Here is a 20,196-nt window from a genome sequence, read left to right as displayed (position 1 = left end):
CCTTCCCTGCACTTACATCAAATTAAATTTATAGATAATCGTAACCACTATTCCAACAACCAATATTCCCGGCAATAGATTTGCGACTCTGATTTTCGTCACGCCCATCATATTCAATCCAATGGCAGCAATCATGACTCCACCAGTTGCGCTCATTTCCATAATGAACATATCCAGTGCCGCATCTGGAATCACCAAACTGATTTGAGTTGCAAACAAGGCAATCAATCCTTGGTATACAAATACAGGAATTGCTGATAGCAAAACACCGATGCCAAGCGTGGAAGCCAACACAATAGAGGTGAATCCATCAATGATTCCTTTGGAAATCAGGACGCCATGCTCATTGCTCAGTCCACTTTCCATCGCACCAATGATTCCCATTGCTCCAATGACAAATATTAAAGTGGCTGTTACAAACCCTTGAGCAAGGCTGCCTTTACTTTCTTTCGCTCCTAACATTCGTTCAATGGAGTGACCGAATCCATTCAGTTTGCCTTCTAGATCCATCCATTCTCCAATGACTGTTCCCAGCACTAAACTGATGATGACAATGACGAAGTTCTGGCTTTCAAATCCCATCTGCAAACCAAGTACAACCACCGCCAGGCCAATCACATACATGACGGTCTCCTTCATCTTTTCAGGAATATTGCGGAGAGCTCTTCCAAGAATGGTTCCCACTACAATCAAAATAGCATTTATCAATGTCCCTAAGAGAACCATTGCATTTCTCCTCTCTCACATTGCACTTCGTTTACGGAAAATCTCTCTTCTCCCTCTTTTGAAAGAGAATTCAACGTTTTCTTCGAGCGCTTTTTAAATCCTTTATTATTTCACTTCTCAAAAACAGAACCTATTTCCCTTTTCCGGGAAATAGGCACTCGTCAGCTTAGCAACTCTAAAATCCGTTCCAAATCGTCTTCTGAGAAAAACTCAATTTCTATCTTCCCTTTGTTCTTGTTTTTCTTGATTTGAACTTTCGTGCCAAAACGATCTCGGAGTTCCGATTGTTTTTCTTCTATAAAAAGATCTTTCTTTTTCTCGATTGTTTCACGTGGAACATCTTCATTTAAACGCTGCACCAAATTCTCCAGCTGGCGGACATTCAAATTTTCCTTAACCACTTTTTCCGCTGTTTCAGGAATAAGCTTTTTGCTTCTTAAACCTAATAGCGTCCGCCCATGTCCCATAGACAATTGCTTATCGGAAATGAGTGTACGTACATTTTCAGGCAATGCCAACAAACGCACATGGTTGGCGATATGAGGCCGACTTTTCCCTAAACGGAAAGCAAGTTGCTCTTGCGTCAAATTCAGGGCTTCCATTAGTTTCTGGTAAGCTTCCGCTTCTTCAATCGGGGTTAAATCTTCCCGTTGAAGGTTTTCTAATATAGCAAGTTCCATCATCTGTTGGTCTGTCAGTTCTTTAATGATGGCCGGAACCTCTTTTAATTTGATCAATTTAGCAGCACGGAAACGGCGTTCGCCAACGACTAGTTCGTATTTTTCGCCTTTTTTTCTTACAACAATCGGTTGTAAAATTCCGTGTTCTTTAATGGATTCCGCCAATTCTTCCAAAGCTGCCTGGTCGAAATTTTTACGTGGCTGGTATGGGTTTGCTCCAATTTTGCTGACGCTTATCTGGTTTACTTTATCCGCTTCGTTGATTGTTTCGCCCGGAAACAACGCGTTAATGCCTTTTCCCAATCCTTTAGCCATTATGAATCACTTCCTTCGCCAATTCTAAATACACTTCTGCGCCTCTGGATTTTGGATCATAGATGATAATTGGCTCTCCATGGCTTGGTGCTTCGCTCAATCTCACATTTCTTGGAATGATTGTTTTATAGACTTTGTCCTGGAAGTACTTTTTCACTTCTTCAATAACTTGAATCCCCAAATTAGTCCGAGCATCCAGCATGGTCAACAACACACCATCAATCATTAAATCATGATTTAAATGCTTTTGCACTAAGCGAATAGTACTTAATAATTGGCTTAGTCCTTCTAACGCATAGTATTCACATTGCACTGGAATAATGATGGCATCCGAAGCTGTCAATGAATTTAAGGTCAACAACCCCAAAGACGGTGGACAATCAATGATTATGTAATCGTACATATCTTTGACTTCTTCCAGAGCATTTTTCAGGCGGGCTTCTCTCGAAATGGTGGAAACCAATTCAATTTCAGCTCCTGCCAGGGAAATTGTTGCAGGGACCACATGCAAATTTTCTACTTTTGTTTCCATGATCGTGCTTTTAACATCCACATCATCAATCAAAACTTCGTAGATGCATTGATCGACATCCCCTTTGTTTACCCCCACTCCACTGGTGGCATTTCCTTGAGGATCGATATCTATTAACAGAACTTTTTTGCCTAAATAAGCAAGGCAGGCACTTAAGTTCACTGAAGACGTTGTTTTTCCTACGCCGCCCTTTTGATTGGCGATCGCAATAGTTCTACCCACACTTGCACCAACTTTCTTTGATACTCTCTTCATTTTACTGCGGAACCGTTGTTTTAGCTATTCTATTAGGCTTCCATTTTCTTATTGTATCAAAATTTTTCAACAATACGATGGCAAAGCCATTAAAAAAACTCTTTCCATACGGAAAGAGCGCTTCATGATTTCTTTTTCGGAATTTTTACAGTGATTTGATAATATTCTTCATGTTCTTCTTCCTCAGCAGTCAAATCAATTCCGCTTTTAGAAACCATGTTCAATGATTCTTTAATGGTGTTCATCGCAATCCGCATGTCCCGGCTGACCGCTTTTCTACGCGCTTTCGACTTTTTCGGTTCGGCCGTCAGCAATTTACTCACTTTCATTTCCAATTGCTTTACATTTAATTTTTCTTCAACGGTTTCATCGAACAGCTTTTTCTGCTGGTCTGCATCTTTCACCTTTAAAAGGGCTCTGGCATGCCGTTCCGTTAACAACCTGTTCAGTAATGCGGTCTGAATTTCTTCCGGAAGTTTCAACAGCCGCAGCTTATTGGCCACTGTGGACTGTCCTTTGCCAAGACGCTGCGCCAATGCTTCCTGCGTAATCTCTTGGATCTCCAATAGATTTTGATAGGCATGCGCCTCTTCTATAGAAGTAAGTTCTTCGCGCTGAAGATTTTCGATTAACGCAATAGAAGCCGTTTCTTTGTCGCTCAAGTTCCGGATGATTGCCGGAACTTCTGTCCAATCAAGTGATTTCATGGCACGGAAACGACGTTCTCCCGCAATGATTTCGTATTCGCCTTCATTTACGGATTTTCTGACCACAATCGGTTGAATCACTCCATGGACATGGATGGTCCTGGCTAATTCTTCAATCTTCTCTTGATCAAAAACCGTTCTAGGCTGATATTTATTGGCATGTATTTTGTCGAGCGGCAATTTCATGACTTCTTCTGAAGTCTTGTGTTCAGCCGCTTCTTTCTTCGCTGTCTCATTTGCTTTATCGCCGCCTCCGAAGAAACGTGAAAAAGGACTTTTCATCCTCAAGCACCACCTTTTACAAGCTCACTTAGCTGCTGAATCTTTATCACTCATATTCCCTTGGCAGTAAAATGTTCCACGTGAAACATTAAGAGATTGGCGACTTGTTTGGAACTCCAGCTTTCCGCGGGTATTTCTTTGGTGTTTCTTTGAACTTTTTAAAGACTTGGATATAGCGTTCGCTTTCTTCCATCGGCAACAGGAATGAATGGACAGCTTCCAGCTTAACACCCAGCTTTTGCAAAGCTTTTTCTGCATCATCCAACTCATCGGCTGCAGATGCAGCTTTCATGGCTGCAAAAACTCCGCCTTTTTTAACAAGAGGGACACATAATTCCGCCAGGACTGACAAACGGGCTACGGCACGTGCGGTCACTAAGTCATAGCTTTCACGGTGAATGGACTGACCAAAATCTTCTGCCCTCGAGTGGACGAACTGTACTTTTGTAAGTCCAAGTTCCCCGCTCAAATGCTCCAGAAACTGAATGCGTTTGTTCAAGGAATCCACAATCGTAATTTCGATATGGGGAAAACAGATTTTAAGTGGGATACTGGGGAATCCTGCACCGGCACCGACGTCACAAAGCTTCATTGATTTTGTAAAGTCCAAATAAAACGCTGCAGTAATGGAGTCATAGAAGTGTTTTAAGTAAACAGCTGGTTGCTCTGTGATTGCTGTAAGGTTCATTTTTTCATTCCATTCGACCAATTCCTTGTAGTAGATCCGGAACTGCTCCAGCTGATCATTGGTCAAGAGGATCCCTTTTTCACTGAGGGCATCTTTAAACTGTTGTTCATTCAAACTGGCTTCCTCCCTCTTTTATGGTTTTCTATGTAAAAGATAAATGGACTGGTGTGAGCCAGCCCATTTTGTTGTCTAGCTTATGCCTTTAAGATCAAACTGATATTTTCGCAATCTTTCCTTGTTCAATATACACCAATAAGATGGATATGTCAGCCGGATTTACGCCGGAGATGCGGGAAGCCTGTGCAATGGACAACGGACGAACTTCTGCAAGTTTGCCGCGGGCTTCAGTCGCAATTCCTGAAATCGCATGGTAATCGATATTTTCGGGAATTTTTTTGTTTTCCATTTTTTTAAGTTTATCGACTTGCTGCAATGATTTTTCGATATAGCCTTCATATTTGATATGAATTTCAACTTGCTCTTTTACTTCATCTTCAAGGTCCACGAGCGAAGCTGTCAGCTGGGAAATCATATCGTAGTTCATTTCAGGGCGTTTCAGCAGATCCGCTCCACGAATGCCGTCCTTCAATTCACTGCCCCCTGCATCACGGATCACCTGCTGGGTAAGTTCATTCGGCTTGATCATAATGCTTCTCAAGCGTTTGATTTCTTCTTCAATGCGGTCTTTTTTCGCAAGGAACTTCTCATAGCGCTCTTCCTTGATCATACCGATTGCATAAGCCAATTCCGTTAAACGCATATCTGCATTGTCGTGGCGCAGCAATAACCGGTATTCTGCACGGGAAGTCAACAGACGATAAGGTTCATTCGTCCCTTTTGTCACCAAATCATCGATCAGTACGCCGATATACGCATCCGAACGGCTCAGAATGACTTCTTCTTTGCCAAGCACTTTCGCGGCTGCGTTGATACCGGCCATCAGTCCCTGGCCGGCTGCTTCTTCGTAACCGGAAGTTCCGTTGATCTGCCCTGCCGTATACAGATTTTCTATCTGTTTCGACTCCAGTGTCGGCCATAATTGCGTCGGTACGATGGCATCGTATTCGATGGCATAACCTGCACGCATCATTTCAGCCTTCTCAAGCCCTGGAATCGATTCCAGAAGCTTCCGCTGCACATGTTCAGGCAAACTGGTTGAAAGGCCTTGTACGTAAACCTCACGCGTATTACGGCCTTCCGGCTCCAGGAAGATCTGGTGGCGTGGCTTATCATTGAAACGGACAACTTTGTCTTCGATCGACGGACAATAGCGCGGTCCGGTCCCTTTGATCATGCCGGAATACATCGGGGACAAGTGCAGATTATCATCAATTATCTGATGCGTTTTTTCGTTTGTGTAAGTGAGCCAGCATGGCAGCTGGTCGGTGATGTATTCAGTGGTTTCATGGCCGAACGCGCGCGGCACATCGTCGCCGGGCTGAATTTCGGTTTTGCTGTAGTCAATGCTGTTGCTGTTGACACGCGGCGGTGTCCCGGTTTTAAAACGAACCGTTTCAAAACCGAGCTTTTCCAGATTTTCAGCCAATTTGATGGACGGCTGCTGGTTATTCGGCCCGCTTGAATAGCGCAGATCCCCTATGATGACTTCACCGCGCAGGAATGTCCCGGTTGTGATGACCACTGAGTTTGCACGGTAAATGCCCCCTACTTGTGTGAGCAATCCTTGAATTTTGCCGTCTTCGACAACTAATTCTTCAGCTATTCCTTGATGCAAGGTTAAATTCGGTTCCTCTTCCATCAGGCGTTTCATTTCCTGCTGATAGAGCACTTTGTCGGCTTGCGCACGCAATGCGCGTACTGCCGGTCCTTTAGCTGTATTCAACATTCTCATTTGAATGTGTGTTTTATCGATAACGCGTCCCATGGCTCCGCCAAGTGCGTCAATTTCACGTACAACGATGCCTTTCGCTGGCCCACCGATGGATGGGTTGCATGGCATGAATGCGATCATATCCAGATTCATCGTCAAAACAAGCGTTTTAGCGCCCATCCGTGCCGATGCAAGAGCAGCTTCCGCTCCTGCATGTCCGGCTCCTACGACGATGACATCGAACGTGCCTGCTTCGTATTGTGGCATGTTCGTTCATTCCCTTCGAGTTTTATTTCCCTAGACAGAACTGCGAGAATAATTGGTTCAGGAGGCCATCATCTGCGGTATCCCCAATAATTTCACCAAGAATCTCCCAAGTTCGGGTGACGTCAATTTGAATCATATCTACGGGAACTTCCATTTCCGCAGCTCCAATGGCATCTGAAATGGTTTGGTGTGCCTGATGCAACAAGGCGATATGGCGCACATTGGATACATAGGTCATGTCCCCTGCTTCGATCTCTCCCTGGAAAAACAGGTCAGCAATGGCTTCTTCAAGCTGATCGATGCCTTCTTCTTCGATTAAAGAAGTCGTCACCAGCAATTTATCGCCTGCCAGTTTCTGCACTTGCTCCAGGTCGATTTTCTGAGGCAAATCGGTTTTATTGATAACGACAATATAGTCCATATCCTTGACGGCCTCAAACAAAAGCTCATCTTCCGGAGTGAGTGCCTCTGCATAATTCAGGACATAAAGAATCAAATCGGCTTCCTTCAGTACTTTTCGTGAACGTTCAACACCGATCCGCTCGACAATATCTTCTGTTTCCCGAATTCCCGCGGTATCGACCAAACGCAGCGGAACACCGCGAACATTTACGTATTCTTCTATTATATCACGGGTCGTCCCCGCTATTTCTGTAACAATGGCTTTATTTTCCTGAACAAGGCTGTTCAATAGAGAAGATTTACCGACATTGGGGCGCCCCAAAATAACGGTAGAAAGCCCTTCTCTCAAGATTTTCCCTTGTGAGGATGTCTGAAGCAATTTATCGATTTCCGAACGGACCCATTTTGATTTTTCCAGCATGATCGGACGTGTCATTTCCTCCACGTCGTCATATTCCGGATAGTCGATATTGACTTCCATCTGGGCTATCGATTCCAGCAATGCCTGGCGCAGCGTGCCAATCAGCTTTGACAGCCGCCCTTCCATCTGATTGAGTGCGACATCCATGGCACGGTCCGTCTTCGCGCGAATGAGGTCCATGACCGCTTCTGCCTGGGACAGATCGATGCGGCCGTTCAAAAATGCCCGTTTGGTGAACTCGCCAGGCTCTGCAAGTCTTGCTCCTGCACGCAATGCCAATTCCAATACCCGGTTGACTGAAACAATTCCGCCGTGGCAATTGATTTCAATGACGTCTTCACGCGTAAATGTTTTGGGCGCTTTCATGAGCGATACCATTACTTCCTCTACGACTTCCCCTGTCGCCGGATCTTCGAGATGTCCGTAATGGATGGTATGGGTCGTTTGGGCAGCCAGCGCCTTGTTGCTGGGAGCCCGGAATAGTTTGTCCGCAATGGCGACAGCTTCCGGACCACTCAATCGGACGATTGCGATTGCCCCTTCTCCGCTCGGTGTCGATATGGCAGCAATTGTGTCGAAATCCATGATGTTCCCTCCTCTTAAGAAAAGCGGCAACGCTGCCCTGTGGATAACAAACAAAGCAACGCAGCAGCCAAAATGCTACAATATATGTTCATAACTTTATTTTCTGCTTTAAAAAAGTTGTCCACATGTGGACAACCAGTAAATGCACATGGCTTTCTAACATACTACATTAGCATAAAGCGCTTGAAATCAAAAGACACAGCACTTCATTTTGATAAATTCCGTCAATTCGGCATAAAAAAAGCCCGCCGAAATGGCGGGCTTCAACTTATTTATGCGGTTCAATCACGAGATAACGGTTGGGATCTTTCCCCTCCGAATACGTATCGATGTCCAAACGCCTTGATAAGGCTTGGTGAATGACTTTTCGTTCGTAAGACGGCATCGGTTCGAATTGCACACGTCCACCTGTCCGAATCGCTTTGTCCGCCATCCGATCCGCCAATTGCTCCAGCGTCTCCTGGCGGCGTTCCCGGTAATTCTCAGCGTCCAATTGAACCATCATAAACTGGTTTGAATATTTATTGGCCACAAGTTGAGCCAATTGCTGAAGGGAATTCAAGGTTTGTCCCCGTTTGCCGATCAGCATGGCTACTTTCTCGCTTTCCAGATAAAAATTCACTTTTTTACCGCGTTGTTCATGTGTAATCGACAAATCTTCAATTTTCATGCCTTCAGCAATTGATTGAATGTAATTTTTTGTCTCTTGGATCGCCTGTTCATTGGAAACAGCAGGAATTTCTTCCTCTTGTCCCTCTTTTTCAGGCAGAATTTCGGACTTTTCCGGAACTTCAACAATATTTTCTGCTGTTTTTTCTGTTTCAGGAAGAGAGGTTTTTTCAATTACAGTGATTTCAACTTCTGCTTTTTTGGCACCAAAGCCGAAAAAACCCTTTTTCTCTTCCTGAATTACTTTAATGTCTACTTCTTCACGTGTAACTTGGAGTTTTTCTAATGCTTCAGATATCGCGTTTTCAACAGTTAGACCCGTTTGCGTAATCTGTTTCACTTTTTAACCCCTCCTGCTTTCGTTTTAACAGGTTGCTGTACTTCTTTTTTCTCCCATGGACGATAGATGACCAGGTTTTGGATAAGTGAAATGATATTCCCGATAACCCAATAGAGCGTCAACGCAGACGGTAAAACAATACCGAATCCAATGATCATAACCGGCATGAAATACATCATGATCTTCATTTGCGGATTGTCCATTGCTGGTCCAGTCCGCAATACGACGAACTGCATCAAACCGGCGATAACCGCTAAAATGATGCTTGGTTCTGCCAGCGGAAAAATAAGAAATGCGCCCAAATCGATTTCAGGTGTGCTGTTCATACGGCTGATTGCGTGATAAAACCCGATCAACACCGGCATTTGAATCAAAACCGGCAAACAACCTGCCATCGGATTGACGCCTTTTTCCTGGAACAACGCCATCATTTCTTTTTGGTATTTCTGTTGCGTGACAGCATCTTTCGACTTGTATTTTTCTTTCAGTTTAACAAGTTCAGGCTGTACTTCCTGCATACGTTTTGAACTTTTCGTCTGCTTGACCATCAATGGCAGCATCACCAATCGGATGATGATCGTAACAGCGATAATCCCGAAACCGTAAGTTCCCAGTATGTCTTTGAAGTATGTGATGGCTGACACCAATGGCCAAACGATAAACTTATTCCAAAACCCTTCACTCTGGTCACTGATCGGCTGATCAAACTCTGTACAGCCCGCAAGCAGCAATGTCACTGCAATCAGTGAAATAAGTAAAACTAATTTCTTATTCACCCTTCTTCCCCCAAACTAATTTCAATTACTTCTATAATAACATCTATTCTTTATGGCCTTCTACTTCTTCGGCAATGCACGTGCAATTTTCAAAACATGTTCAAGGCTTTTCTTGCTTTCGTGAAAATCCAAAGTGGCCGCCTGTGGTCGGGCGATGATAATGTAATCCGCATTCGGCAATAAATCATCTTTCAATTCCAAGAAAGTTTGGCGGATATAACGTTTAATGCGGTTGCGTGCTACTGCATTTCCTACTTTTTTGCTGACGGATAACCCCAGGCGGAATTCGGGCTGCTCATTTTTCATTACATAAACGATGAACTGCCGGTTCGCAAAGGACTTTCCTTTTTTAAATATCTGCTGAAACTCTTTGTTCTTCTTGATCCGTTGGTGCTTGTTCATTCATTCACCTGCTTATTTTAATGCTTCTCTGCTGAAAATGCTGCAGAAAAGAAAAAAAGACCACTGATGCGGTCAGTGGACTTAAGCTGATAATACTTTTCTTCCTTTACGACGGCGTGCAGCTATTATTCTGCGTCCGTTCTTTGTGCTCATACGTGCTCTGAAGCCGTGTACTTTGCTGTGTTTGCGTGTATTTGGTTGGTATGTGCGCAATGTCATATGTGACACCTCCTATAATAAGAGTCAACTATTTTTCTAAAGACAGTCTCGACTATTATAAGGGCGCACGGGTATAAATGTCAATATCTTATTGTAAAACCTCTCTCGATCTCCTTCTTTTCCTCTTCTCGAGTTATGCACAATTCCTTTTCTTATCCCTGCGTGACCTGTGTATTGTTTTTTTCCGAAAAATAATTATCCACAAGCCTTATCTACAGTTTTTTAACATACAAACCCCTTGTGGATAGTTCCTGTGTGAACAAAAAAAGATGTGTGGATAACTCAAAGAACTTCTTGTATTGTCTATTCTTTTTTGGTAACATTAACTTGTTTTCACTTGTTAATAGTTTTTACCCTAAATAAGTTATCCACAAATTGTGGGTAAGGTGTGGACAGTTATTCACCACCCTGTTTATGAATGTTATCCACAAGCTGTGATTTTGTGTATGATATACTATAAAATATCGTTATATATAAAGGAGAAGAGCTATTGGAACACTTAGACGAACTTTGGTCGAGTGTCTTAGCACAAGTTGAAACTAAAATCTCCAAACCAAGTTTTGAAACGTGGTTAAAATCGACAAAACTTTTATCCTACCAGGATGATACAGTCACCATTTCAGCGCCGAATTCCTTTGCCCGCGATTGGTTGGAAAACCATTATGTGCACTTGATTACTGGGATCTTATCAGATTCCACCGGTGATGATATGATGATCAAATTTGTTGTGCCCAAAGATCAGGATATGGATGATTTTCAACTCCCTGCGCCTCGCATTAAACCGGGGCAAGACCAGCAGCAAGAGTTTTTGCCTGGCATGCTGAATCCTAAATACACTTTCGACACATTTGTAATTGGTTCAGGCAACCGCTTCGCCCATGCCGCCTCTTTGGCCGTGGCCGAAGCGCCAGCAAAAGCATATAACCCGCTGTTTATCTATGGGGGAGTAGGACTTGGCAAGACACATCTAATGCATGCAATCGGACATTACGTCCTCGAACACAATCCGAACGCCAAAGTGGTTTACTTGTCTTCGGAGAAATTTACAAACGAATTCATCAACTCGATCCGCGACAATAAAACGGGTGAATTTCGCGACAAATACAGGGGTGTCGACATCCTCCTGATCGATGATATTCAATTTTTGGCAGGTAAAGAGCAGACACAGGAAGAGTTCTTCCATACATTCAACACGCTCCATGAAGAATCCAAACAGATCATCATTTCCAGTGACCGGCCTCCAAAAGAGATCCCGACATTGGAAGATCGCCTCCGCTCCCGCTTTGAATGGGGCCTGATTACGGATATTACACCTCCTGATCTGGAAACCCGAATTGCGATTCTACGCAAAAAAGCAAAAGCGGATGGACTGGATATCCCGAATGACGTCATGACCTATATTGCCAATTCCATCGATTCGAATATCCGTGAACTTGAAGGGGCATTGATCCGCGTTGTGGCTTATTCCTCTTTGATCAACCGTGATATGAGCGCCGAACTGGCTGCAGAAGCTTTAAAAGACATCATGCCGAATTCCAAACCAAAGGTCATTACGATCTTGGACATCCAAAACGCAGTCGGCGACCAATTCAATGTCAAATTGGAAGATTTTAAAACAAAACGCCGCACCAAGGATATTGCTTATCCGCGCCAAGTAGCGATGTACCTGTCACGTGAAATGACCGATTTCTCTTTGCCTAAAATTGGCGAAGAGTTTGGTGGACGTGATCATACGACCGTTATTCACGCGCACGACAAGATTTCCAAAATGCTGAAAGACAATCAGCAGCTCCAGCAGGACGTCAAGGACATCAAAAGTGCGCTTGGCAAGTAAAATCGGCTGTGGATAACCCAATAAATAAGCAAGCAGTTTATGCACAGACTGTCTACATGTGGATAAGCTGCTTTTATTGACTTCAAAGGGCTTATCCACATATTCACAGCCCCTACTACTACTATTACTTTAAAAGCCTTTAAATAAAATATATATATAAGCGAGGTTCGAGAATGAAATTCGAGATAAAGCGTGAGCGATTAGTTGAAGGATTAAACGATGTAATGAAAGCAGTAAGTTCAAAAACGACGATTCCGATCTTAACGGGAATTAAAATGGATGTTTCTTCTGATGGGATGAGATTAACAGGAAGTGATTCTGATATCACGATCCAGACATTCATTCCTGCTGAAGAAGATGGGGAACAGATCATCCAGGTAACAGATGGAGGAAGTATTGTTCTTCAAGCAAAAGTATTTGGAGAGATCATCCGTAAATTGCCGACTAACGAAGTCGAAATTGAAATCACAGGGAATTTCCAGACCCATATCCGGTCAGGGAAGTCCGAATTCCATTTAATCGGTTTAGATGCAATGGATTATCCACAATTGCCGGATATTCAGGACGATCGTTTGTTTACGATTCCTGCAGATCTATTGAAGACCATCAACCGTGAAACTGTTTTTGCTGTATCAAGTTCTGAAACACGCCCTGTATTAACAGGCGTCCACTGGGAGGTAAAAGATGGGGAGCTGGTTTGTGTTGCAACTGACAGCCACCGTTTAGCACGCCGTAAAACCAAATTGGAAACTTTGCCGGAAGGGGAATACAGCGTTGTAATTCCTGGGAAAAGCCTGACCGAATTGAACAAGATCCTGGATGATACGTCTGAAGCGGTTGAAATCGTCATGACCAACCAGCAGGTTTTATTCAAATCCAAGCACATTCTTTTCTTTTCCCGTCTATTAGAAGGCAACTATCCGGATACAAGCCGACTCATCCCTGCAGAATACAAGACAACGGTGACCGTAAACGGCCGCTCACTTCTTCAGGCAATTGACCGAGCATCTCTATTGGCTAGAGAAGAACGCAATAACGTGGTGCGTTTTTCAGCGAATGCCGGCAACGAAGTCGAAGTTTCTTCCAACTCACCGGAAGTCGGGAAAGTGGAAGAGCAGCTTCAGGCACAAAGCATCGAAGGCGAAGAGCTGAAAATCTCTTTCAGTGCCAAATTTATGATGGATGCGTTAAAAGCGATCGACGGGCAAGATGTCGTCATCCAGTTTACTGGGGCGATGCGTCCATTCATCTTGAAATCAGCATTGGATGATTCGATCTTGCAGCTGATTCTTCCTGTCCGAACATATTAAATTTAAAACAGACCCTCAGGATAGCCATATAGGCTATCCTTTTTACTTTTTAGCTAAAATAGGGTAAAATAGAGGGATAGACTATGAATCGAAGGATGAGTGCATTTTGAGAGAAATCGGGATTGAGACTGAATATATAACACTTGGGCAATTGTTGAAGATGACGGATACAATAAGTTCAGGCGGAATGGCCAAGTGGTTTTTGGGTGAGCATGAAGTTTTCGTAAATGGTGAGGCTGAAAACCGCAGAGGCCGCAAGCTGCGTCCAAATGATCTCGTAAATATTCCAGGGTTTGGAGATTTTCGTATCGTGACGGCTGAAGGCATGAGCTTCGATGCGGATTGACCGCCTTGAGCTTGTCAATTATCGGAACTACGAATCGCTAGAATTGAATTTTTCTCCAGAGATCAACGTCTTTATAGGAGAAAATGCACAAGGCAAGACCAATGTCATGGAATCTCTGTATGTTTTATCCATGGCGAAATCGCATCGCACTTCGAATGACAAGGAATTGATACGCTGGGAAGCTGAATATGGTAAAATAAAAGCTGATGTTTACCGTAAATACGGCAAACTGCCCCTTGAAATCACCTTGTCAAAAAAAGGGAAGAAAGCAAAAGTCAATCATTTGGAGCAACGCAGGCTGAGTGATTATATTGGCCAATTGAATGTCGTCATGTTTGCCCCGGAAGACTTGCACCTTGTCAAAGGGAGTCCACAAGTGCGCAGACGTTTCATCGATATGGAAATTGGGCAGATCTCTCCGGTTTATCTGCATGATTTGGTCACTTATCAAAAACTCCTCAAACAAAGAAATCATATATTGAAGCAACATTATGGGAAACAAACAATCAACGACGTCATGTTCGATGTCTACACAGAACAATTCATCGAATCGGCTGTCAAAATCATCCGCAAGCGGTATCAGTTCATGGAACTTTTGCAAAAATGGGCAGAACCGATCCATCACGGCATTTCCCGGGGGCTGGAACAACTTCAAATCCGCTATCAACCGATCAGCGGTTTAAAGCCTGAATGGACGCCTGAAGAAATGGCGTCTTTTTTAGAGCAGAAACTGATGGAAGTGCGCAAACGTGAGATTGATCGCGGAGTGACCCTTGTCGGTCCGCACCGCGACGAACTGCAATTCTTCGTCAATGGCTATGACGTGCAGACCTATGGTTCGCAAGGACAGCAGCGCACTACGGCACTGTCATTGAAATTAGCCGAAATTGAGCTGATCAAACAGGAAGTCGGAGAAGCACCAGTATTGTTGCTGGACGACGTACTTTCCGAATTGGATGATTACAGGCAGTCCCATCTACTAAATACGATTAAAGGATCCGTGCAAACCTTTGTCACGACGACAAGTGTTGAAGGCATCCAGCATGAAACGATTCAAAGTGCCCGTCTTTTTGAGGTTTCCGAAGGGACAGTCAAGGAGTGAAGATGTGTGTATATCCAGATTGGAGCAGCACAAATTCTCCCAATAGCTGACATTATAGCCGTCATTCAATATGAAAATAAGATGCCGGCTGCTTTTGTGCGGCTGCTTGTTCCTGTGGAATCCGTAAAATCTTTAGTGGTGACCGAAGATTTCATCTACGGTTCCCCTTATCGGACACAGGCGATCATGAAAAAAATAGAAGAAAATAGATTGTGAATATGCAGGGTCGAAGTAAGAAATGCGTAAGAAAGAGCAGGTGAATGGAATGGCTATGGAAGAAAAAGGTCTACAGGAGTCGTATGAAGCTAGTCAGATTCAAGTGTTGGAAGGATTGGAAGCCGTTCGTAAAAGACCAGGGATGTATATTGGTTCTACGGGTTCAAGAGGGCTTCACCATTTGGTTTGGGAAATCGTCGATAATAGTATAGATGAAGCATTGGCCGGTCATTGCACTGAGATTCAAGTAACAATTGAACCGGACAACTGGATTCGTGTGGAAGACAACGGACGCGGAATTCCGGTCGGCATGCAGGAGAAGATGGGGCGTCCGGCAGTTGAAGTCATTATGACGGTACTGCACGCAGGCGGTAAATTCGGCGGCGGCGGCTATAAAGTATCCGGCGGCCTTCATGGGGTAGGCGCTTCTGTAGTGAATGCTTTGTCTGAAACGACAGAAGTATTTGTAAACCGTGATGACAAACGACATTACATCAAATTTGAGCGCGGAGCGGTAACAGAAGATCTGCGTGTAATCGGAGATTCAGAAAATACGGGGACGACAATCCGTTTTAAAGCCGATGCAGAAATCTTTACGGAAACTACGGTCTACGAATTTGACCTCCTGGATCATCGTCTGCGTGAACTTGCTTATTTGAACCGCGGTTTGAGAATTATTGCAAGAGATGAGCGCGAAGGCGAAGAAAAAGAGAAAGTCTATCATTTCGAAGGCGGCATCAAGTCTTATGTTGAACACCTGAATAAAACCAAAGATCCCCTTCATGAAGAAGCGATCTTTGTTGAAGCTGAAAGAGAAGGCATCACCGTTGAAGTAGCGATGCAGTACAATGCGGGCTACGCAGCAAATATCTTCTCTTTCGCCAATAACATCAATACCCACGAAGGCGGAACGCATGAATCCGGCTTTAAGACCGCTTTGACCCGTGTCATTAATGACTATGGCCGGAAAAACGGCATGTTGAAAGAACAGGATCTTAACTTGACCGGAGACGATGTGCGAGAAGGTCTTACTGCAATCATTTCCGTCAAGCATCCGGATCCTCAATTTGAAGGCCAAACAAAAACCAAATTAGGCAATACGGAAGTCAGCACCATCGTCAATAATTTATTCTCTGGCGGATTTGAGCGATTCTTATTGGAGAATCCTTCCGTTTCGCGAAAAATCGTTGAAAAAGGAATTATGGCTTCCCATGCGCGGATGGCTGCTAAAAAAGCCCGTGAGTTCACGCGCCGCAAGTCCGTTCTTGAAGTCTCCAGCCTTCCGGGTAAACTGGCAGATTGTTCATCACGTGATCCGAAAGTGAGTGAAATTTATATCGTTGAGGGTGACTCAGCCGGCGGTTCTGCAAAATCAGGCCGTGATCGTCATTTCCAGGCTATTTTGCCGCTTCGAGGGAAAATCCTGAACGTTGAAAAAGCCCGTCTTGACCGGATCCTCACCAACGCTGAAATCCGCAATATCATTACAGCACTGGGCACAGGGATCGGCGAAGAATTCAATCTGGAAAAAGCACGCTACCATAAAGTCGTCATCATGACCGATGCCGATGTTGATGGTGCCCATATCCGCACTTTGCTGTTGACGTTCTTCTTCCGTTACATGCGCCCATTGCTTGAAGCAGGCTATATTTATATTGCCCAGCCGCCATTGTTCCAGATCAAACAAGGCAAGCACGTGGATTATGTTTATACAGATCAACAATTGAAAGATGCACTTGAAAAATTATCTCCGACACCGAAACCGAATATTCAGCGGTATAAAGGGCTTGGAGAGATGAACGCTACACAGCTATGGGACACGACAATGGATCCGGATGTGCGGACATTGCTCCAGGTTACATTAAACGATGCGATGGTGGCGGATGAAACTTTCCATATTCTAATGGGGGACGACGTCGAACCACGCCGTAACTTTATCGAAGAAAATGCGAAATACGTTAAAAATCTGGACGTTTAAGTGATATAGAGTTGAGAGGAGGCTGCGGGTATGGCTGAACGGCCTAGCAGTGGTGTTGAAGAAATAAATATAAGTACGGAAATGCGGACTTCGTTTTTGGATTACGCAATGAGCGTTATCGTATCCCGTGCCTTACCGGATGTGCGTGATGGATTAAAACCTGTCCATCGCCGTATTCTTTATGCAATGTACGATTTAGGGATTACTGCAGACAAAGGCTATAAAAAATCAGCGCGTATCGTCGGAGATGTTATTGGTAAATACCATCCCCACGGCGATACAGCGGTTTATGAAACCATGGTCCGCATGGCACAGGATTTCAGCTACCGCTATATGCTGGTGGATGGACACGGAAACTTCGGATCTGTTGATGGCGATTCTGCTGCTGCAATGCGGTACACTGAATCTAAAATGTCGAAGATTTCCATGGAATTGCTCCGTGATTTGAATAAAAACACAATTGATTATCGAGACAACTACGATGGCCAGGAAAAAGAGCCGGTTGTTTTGCCGAGCCGTTTCCCGAATCTATTGGTAAACGGAACTTCAGGCATCGCAGTCGGTATGGCCACTAATATTCCCCCTCATCACCTGGGTGAAACCATTGATGCTGTTTTGGCATTGGCTGAAAACCCGGCAATCACTACTGAAGAGCTGATGGAATTCATCCCGGGACCTGATTTCCCGACTGGCGGCATCATTCTTGGCCGCAGCGGCATTCGCCGTGCTTATGAAACGGGTAAAGGTTCGATTATGGTCCGTTCGGTAGTCGATATCGAAACAAAAGCCAACGGCAAAGAAGTCATTATCGTCAACGAAATCCCTTATCAGGTAAACAAAGCCCGATTGATTGAAAAGATCGCCGAGCTTGTTCGTGATAAGCGGATCGACGGCATCACGGATCTTCGGGATGAGTCTGACCGCAACGGCATGCGTATCGTCATTGAAGTACGCAGAGATGCGAGTGCAAGTGTGTTATTGAATAATTTATACAAACAAACCGCAATGCAAACAAGCTTCGGCATCAATATGCTGGCACTAGTAGACGGCCATCCAAAAGTTCTTGGTTTAAAAGAAATTCTGTTCCATTACCTGGAGCACCAAAAAGTAGTGATTCGCCGCCGTACGCAATTCGAACTGACCAAAGCGGAAGACCGCGCACATATTCTGGAAGGCTTGCGTATTGCATTGGATCATATCGATGCCATTATCGCCTTGATCCGTGGATCACAGACTGCTGAACAGGCACGCAATGGCTTGATGACCGATTTTAATCTGTCTGAACGCCAATCCCAAGCGATTTTAGATATGCGTCTGCAGCGCTTGACTGGTTTGGAGCGGGATAAGATCGAGGAAGAATATCTAGGTCTGGTGAAATTGATTGACGACCTTAGAGAGATTCTGGCGAATGAATACCGCATCCTTGAAATTATTCAGGAAGAAATGCTTGAAATCAAAGAGCGATTCAGCGATAAACGGAGAACGGAAATTACGACCGGCGGAGCGGAAATGTTTGAAGATGAAGATCTGATTCCAGTGGAAGCATCTGTATTGACGCTTACACATAATGGCTATATCAAACGTTTGCCGGCCAATACCTACCGCAGCCAAAAACGCGGCGGGCGCGGAGTGCAGGGGATGGGCACCAACGAAGACGATTTCGTAGAACATTTACTGTACACATCCACTCACGACACAATTCTGTTCTTCACCAACAAAGGAAAAGTCTACCGTAAAAAAGGGTATCAGATTCCTGAATACGGCCGAACTGCCAAAGGCTTGCCGCTGGTCAACCTGTTGGAGATCAGCAAGGAAGAGAAAGTGACAGCTGTTATACGCGTCGACGAATTCAAGGAAGATGCTTTCTTCTTCTTTACGACACGCGAAGGCATCAGCAAACGGACGCCTGTGACGAACTACGCCAACATCCGCCAAAACGGTTTGATTGCCATCAGCCTTCGCGAAGAAGACGAACTGATTTCAGTTAAGTTGACAGACGGCAGTAAGGAAATGGTCATCGGCACACGAAACGGTGCATTGATCCGATTCCCTGAAACGGATATTCGCAGCATGGGCCGAACAGCCAGTGGAGTCCGGGGCATCCGTCTTCGTGATGGAGATGCAGTGGTTGGCATGGAGATTTTGGATCCTAACGACAATGTATTGGTCATCACGGAAAAAGGATACGGCAAACAGACGAAAGAATCCGAATACCGGGTTCAATCGCGTGGCGGTATGGGAATCAAGACCTGCCAGATCACCGACAAGAACGGACCGCTTGTTGCTGTTAGAACGATTAACGGAACAGAAGACATCATGCTGATCACCGTCAACGGAATTTTGATCCGCATGGACGTCAATGATATTTCAACAACAGGCAGAAGCACACAAGGCGTTCGTTTGATTCGTCTCGGTGACGATGAAATCGTGGCTACTGTGGCTAAAGTCAAGAAAGATATCGACATCCCTGAAGAGTTGGAAGAACTTGAAGAAGATGTTGAAAAGAAATTGATCGAAGAAAGCGCTGAAGCAGATGTCTATGAAGAAGAAGATGTCGTGGCTGACGAGAAGATTGATGATATAGAAGAAACTCCAGAAGAAGACGAAGAATAAGAACGAACTTGCAGCTCGCTGATAAATATTCAGCGGGCTTTTTTATGGAGAAATTTCAGCAGAGACTTGTGCGGCTTCGAAGAATTACGAGGACACTAGAGAAGTTGGAGACTGTTGTTTGGTTGTGGGACTGGGGAATTTCTTGCGGAGTTTTCTTTGGTGCGATCTCTTGTCTACCATAAATACAAAATCGGATATTCATTATATAGAAGGTTATCTCTTGGAGCCTGGATACATTTCTGTCTTGACGGGAAGATGCGCGTCGTCTTTCGGCACCTCTGCTTATTTTCTTCGTCTTCAACAAAAACGTGAAGCTTAGCTTAGACCTTTTTGCATTTGCTAGGCTCCGCACGGCAGTCTTCAGAATCTGCGAAGCCTGCTCCTGGCCCACCAGTGTCTCAGACTATAAAGCTTACTTGGAAATCGCACAATCTTTTTTGCAGTTAGTTTATTGTGCCTTTGCAAGGGTTTCTTTAATGCCTCAATGTGGCTTGGGAAGTAAATAAGGTTCGATTAGAGCAGTTGTTTCATATAGAAGTTTTGGACATTCTTCATTAACAATAAAAGCATTTCTTATATACTTGAAGTTTTTTTGCATAAAGTGTTGACTCTCATATAGTAAACATGGTATATTAATTGAGTCGCCAATGAGCGCGACAAACAACTTGAACCTTGAAAACTGAACAGCAAAACGTCAACA

Annotated in this window: 18 protein-coding genes; 7 read left to right on the top strand and 11 right to left on the bottom strand. The window is 44.3% G+C overall.

Features of this window, described 5'->3' with window-relative positions; translation table 11 throughout:
* Positions 1-12: 12 nt before the first annotated feature.
* The 11 genes from K8U60_RS18075 to rpmH all read right to left on the bottom strand — a co-directional run bounded on the left by K8U60_RS18075 (position 13) and on the right by rpmH (position 10,097).
* Entirely contained in the window at positions 13-726 is a 714-nt protein-coding gene (locus K8U60_RS18075; protein ID WP_223643338.1) for a DUF554 domain-containing protein, read from the bottom strand.
* Between the two features lie 161 nt (positions 727-887).
* Complete coding sequence (locus tag K8U60_RS18070; protein WP_223643336.1) at positions 888-1,721, bottom strand: ParB/RepB/Spo0J family partition protein; 834 nt, start codon at positions 1,719-1,721, stop codon at positions 888-890.
* On the bottom strand, positions 1,714-2,475 hold the full coding sequence (locus tag K8U60_RS18065) for a ParA family protein (RefSeq protein ID WP_006830554.1): 762 nt from the start codon (positions 2,473-2,475) through the stop codon (positions 1,714-1,716). The genes K8U60_RS18070 and K8U60_RS18065 overlap by 8 nt, the downstream gene beginning before the upstream one ends.
* Positions 2,476-2,630: 155 nt before the next feature.
* Entirely contained in the window at positions 2,631-3,497 is an 867-nt protein-coding gene (gene noc, locus K8U60_RS18060; RefSeq protein ID WP_223643334.1) for a nucleoid occlusion protein, read from the bottom strand.
* Positions 3,498-3,585: 88 nt separating this feature from the next.
* Positions 3,586-4,299, bottom strand: a complete 714-nt coding sequence (gene rsmG / locus K8U60_RS18055) for a 16S rRNA (guanine(527)-N(7))-methyltransferase RsmG (RefSeq protein ID WP_223643332.1) — start codon at positions 4,297-4,299, stop codon at positions 3,586-3,588.
* A gap of 94 nt (positions 4,300-4,393) precedes the next feature.
* Positions 4,394-6,283: a tRNA uridine-5-carboxymethylaminomethyl(34) synthesis enzyme MnmG gene (mnmG, locus tag K8U60_RS18050; RefSeq protein ID WP_223643330.1), complete on the bottom strand. Its 1,890-nt coding sequence runs from the start codon at positions 6,281-6,283 to the stop codon at positions 4,394-4,396.
* A gap of 22 nt (positions 6,284-6,305) precedes the next feature.
* Positions 6,306-7,691 carry a tRNA uridine-5-carboxymethylaminomethyl(34) synthesis GTPase MnmE gene (mnmE, locus tag K8U60_RS18045; protein WP_223643328.1) on the bottom strand — a complete coding sequence of 462 codons (1,386 nt, stop codon included), beginning with the start codon at positions 7,689-7,691 and terminating at the stop codon, positions 6,306-6,308.
* A gap of 268 nt (positions 7,692-7,959) precedes the next feature.
* Positions 7,960-8,700, bottom strand: a complete 741-nt coding sequence (gene jag / locus K8U60_RS18040; RefSeq protein WP_223643326.1) for an RNA-binding cell elongation regulator Jag/EloR — start codon at positions 8,698-8,700, stop codon at positions 7,960-7,962.
* Complete coding sequence (gene yidC / locus K8U60_RS18035; RefSeq protein WP_223643324.1) at positions 8,697-9,476, bottom strand: membrane protein insertase YidC; 780 nt, start codon at positions 9,474-9,476, stop codon at positions 8,697-8,699. The genes jag and yidC overlap by 4 nt, the downstream gene beginning before the upstream one ends.
* A gap of 60 nt (positions 9,477-9,536) precedes the next feature.
* Positions 9,537-9,878, bottom strand: a complete 342-nt coding sequence (gene rnpA / locus K8U60_RS18030) for a ribonuclease P protein component (RefSeq protein WP_223643321.1) — start codon at positions 9,876-9,878, stop codon at positions 9,537-9,539.
* An 81-nt stretch (positions 9,879-9,959) separates the two neighbouring features.
* A complete protein-coding gene (rpmH, locus tag K8U60_RS18025; protein ID WP_038705267.1) occupies positions 9,960-10,097 on the bottom strand; it encodes a 50S ribosomal protein L34 in 138 nt (45 codons plus the stop codon).
* Positions 10,098-10,587: 490 nt separating this feature from the next.
* Here rpmH and dnaA point away from each other — a divergent pair, with 490 nt between their 5' ends.
* The 7 genes from dnaA (at position 10,588) to gyrA (ending at position 19,496) form a co-directional block, all read left to right on the top strand.
* On the top strand, positions 10,588-11,931 hold the full coding sequence (dnaA, locus tag K8U60_RS18020; RefSeq protein ID WP_223643319.1) for a chromosomal replication initiator protein DnaA: 1,344 nt from the start codon (positions 10,588-10,590) through the stop codon (positions 11,929-11,931).
* 173 nt (positions 11,932-12,104) lie between these two features.
* Entirely contained in the window at positions 12,105-13,241 is a 1,137-nt protein-coding gene (gene dnaN, locus K8U60_RS18015) for a DNA polymerase III subunit beta (protein WP_223643316.1), read from the top strand.
* 106 nt (positions 13,242-13,347) lie between these two features.
* Positions 13,348-13,587 (top strand): S4 domain-containing protein YaaA, encoded by a 240-nt coding sequence (yaaA, locus tag K8U60_RS18010; protein ID WP_263298735.1) that lies wholly within the window; start codon positions 13,348-13,350, stop codon positions 13,585-13,587.
* Positions 13,577-14,689, top strand: a complete 1,113-nt coding sequence (gene recF, locus K8U60_RS18005; protein ID WP_223643314.1) for a DNA replication/repair protein RecF — start codon at positions 13,577-13,579, stop codon at positions 14,687-14,689. Before yaaA ends, recF begins: the two co-directional genes overlap by 11 nt.
* Before the next feature lie 6 nt (positions 14,690-14,695).
* Positions 14,696-14,905 (top strand): hypothetical protein, encoded by a 210-nt coding sequence (locus tag K8U60_RS18000; RefSeq protein ID WP_223643313.1) that lies wholly within the window; start codon positions 14,696-14,698, stop codon positions 14,903-14,905.
* Between the two features lie 49 nt (positions 14,906-14,954).
* A complete protein-coding gene (gene gyrB, locus K8U60_RS17995; protein WP_394121107.1) occupies positions 14,955-16,883 on the top strand; it encodes a DNA topoisomerase (ATP-hydrolyzing) subunit B in 1,929 nt (642 codons plus the stop codon).
* A gap of 30 nt (positions 16,884-16,913) precedes the next feature.
* Positions 16,914-19,496, top strand: coding sequence for a DNA gyrase subunit A (gene gyrA / locus K8U60_RS17990; protein WP_223643311.1), 2,583 nt, complete (start codon positions 16,914-16,916; stop codon positions 19,494-19,496).
* Positions 19,497-20,196: the final 700 nt, after the last annotated feature.

Source organism: Planococcus circulans, from assembly GCF_020023385.1.
In the GTDB taxonomy this organism is placed as follows: Bacteria; Bacillota; Bacilli; order Bacillales_A; family Planococcaceae; genus Planococcus.
The sequence above is the reverse complement of the archived record's forward strand: the minus strand, read 5'-3'. Positions and strand labels throughout refer to the sequence as shown.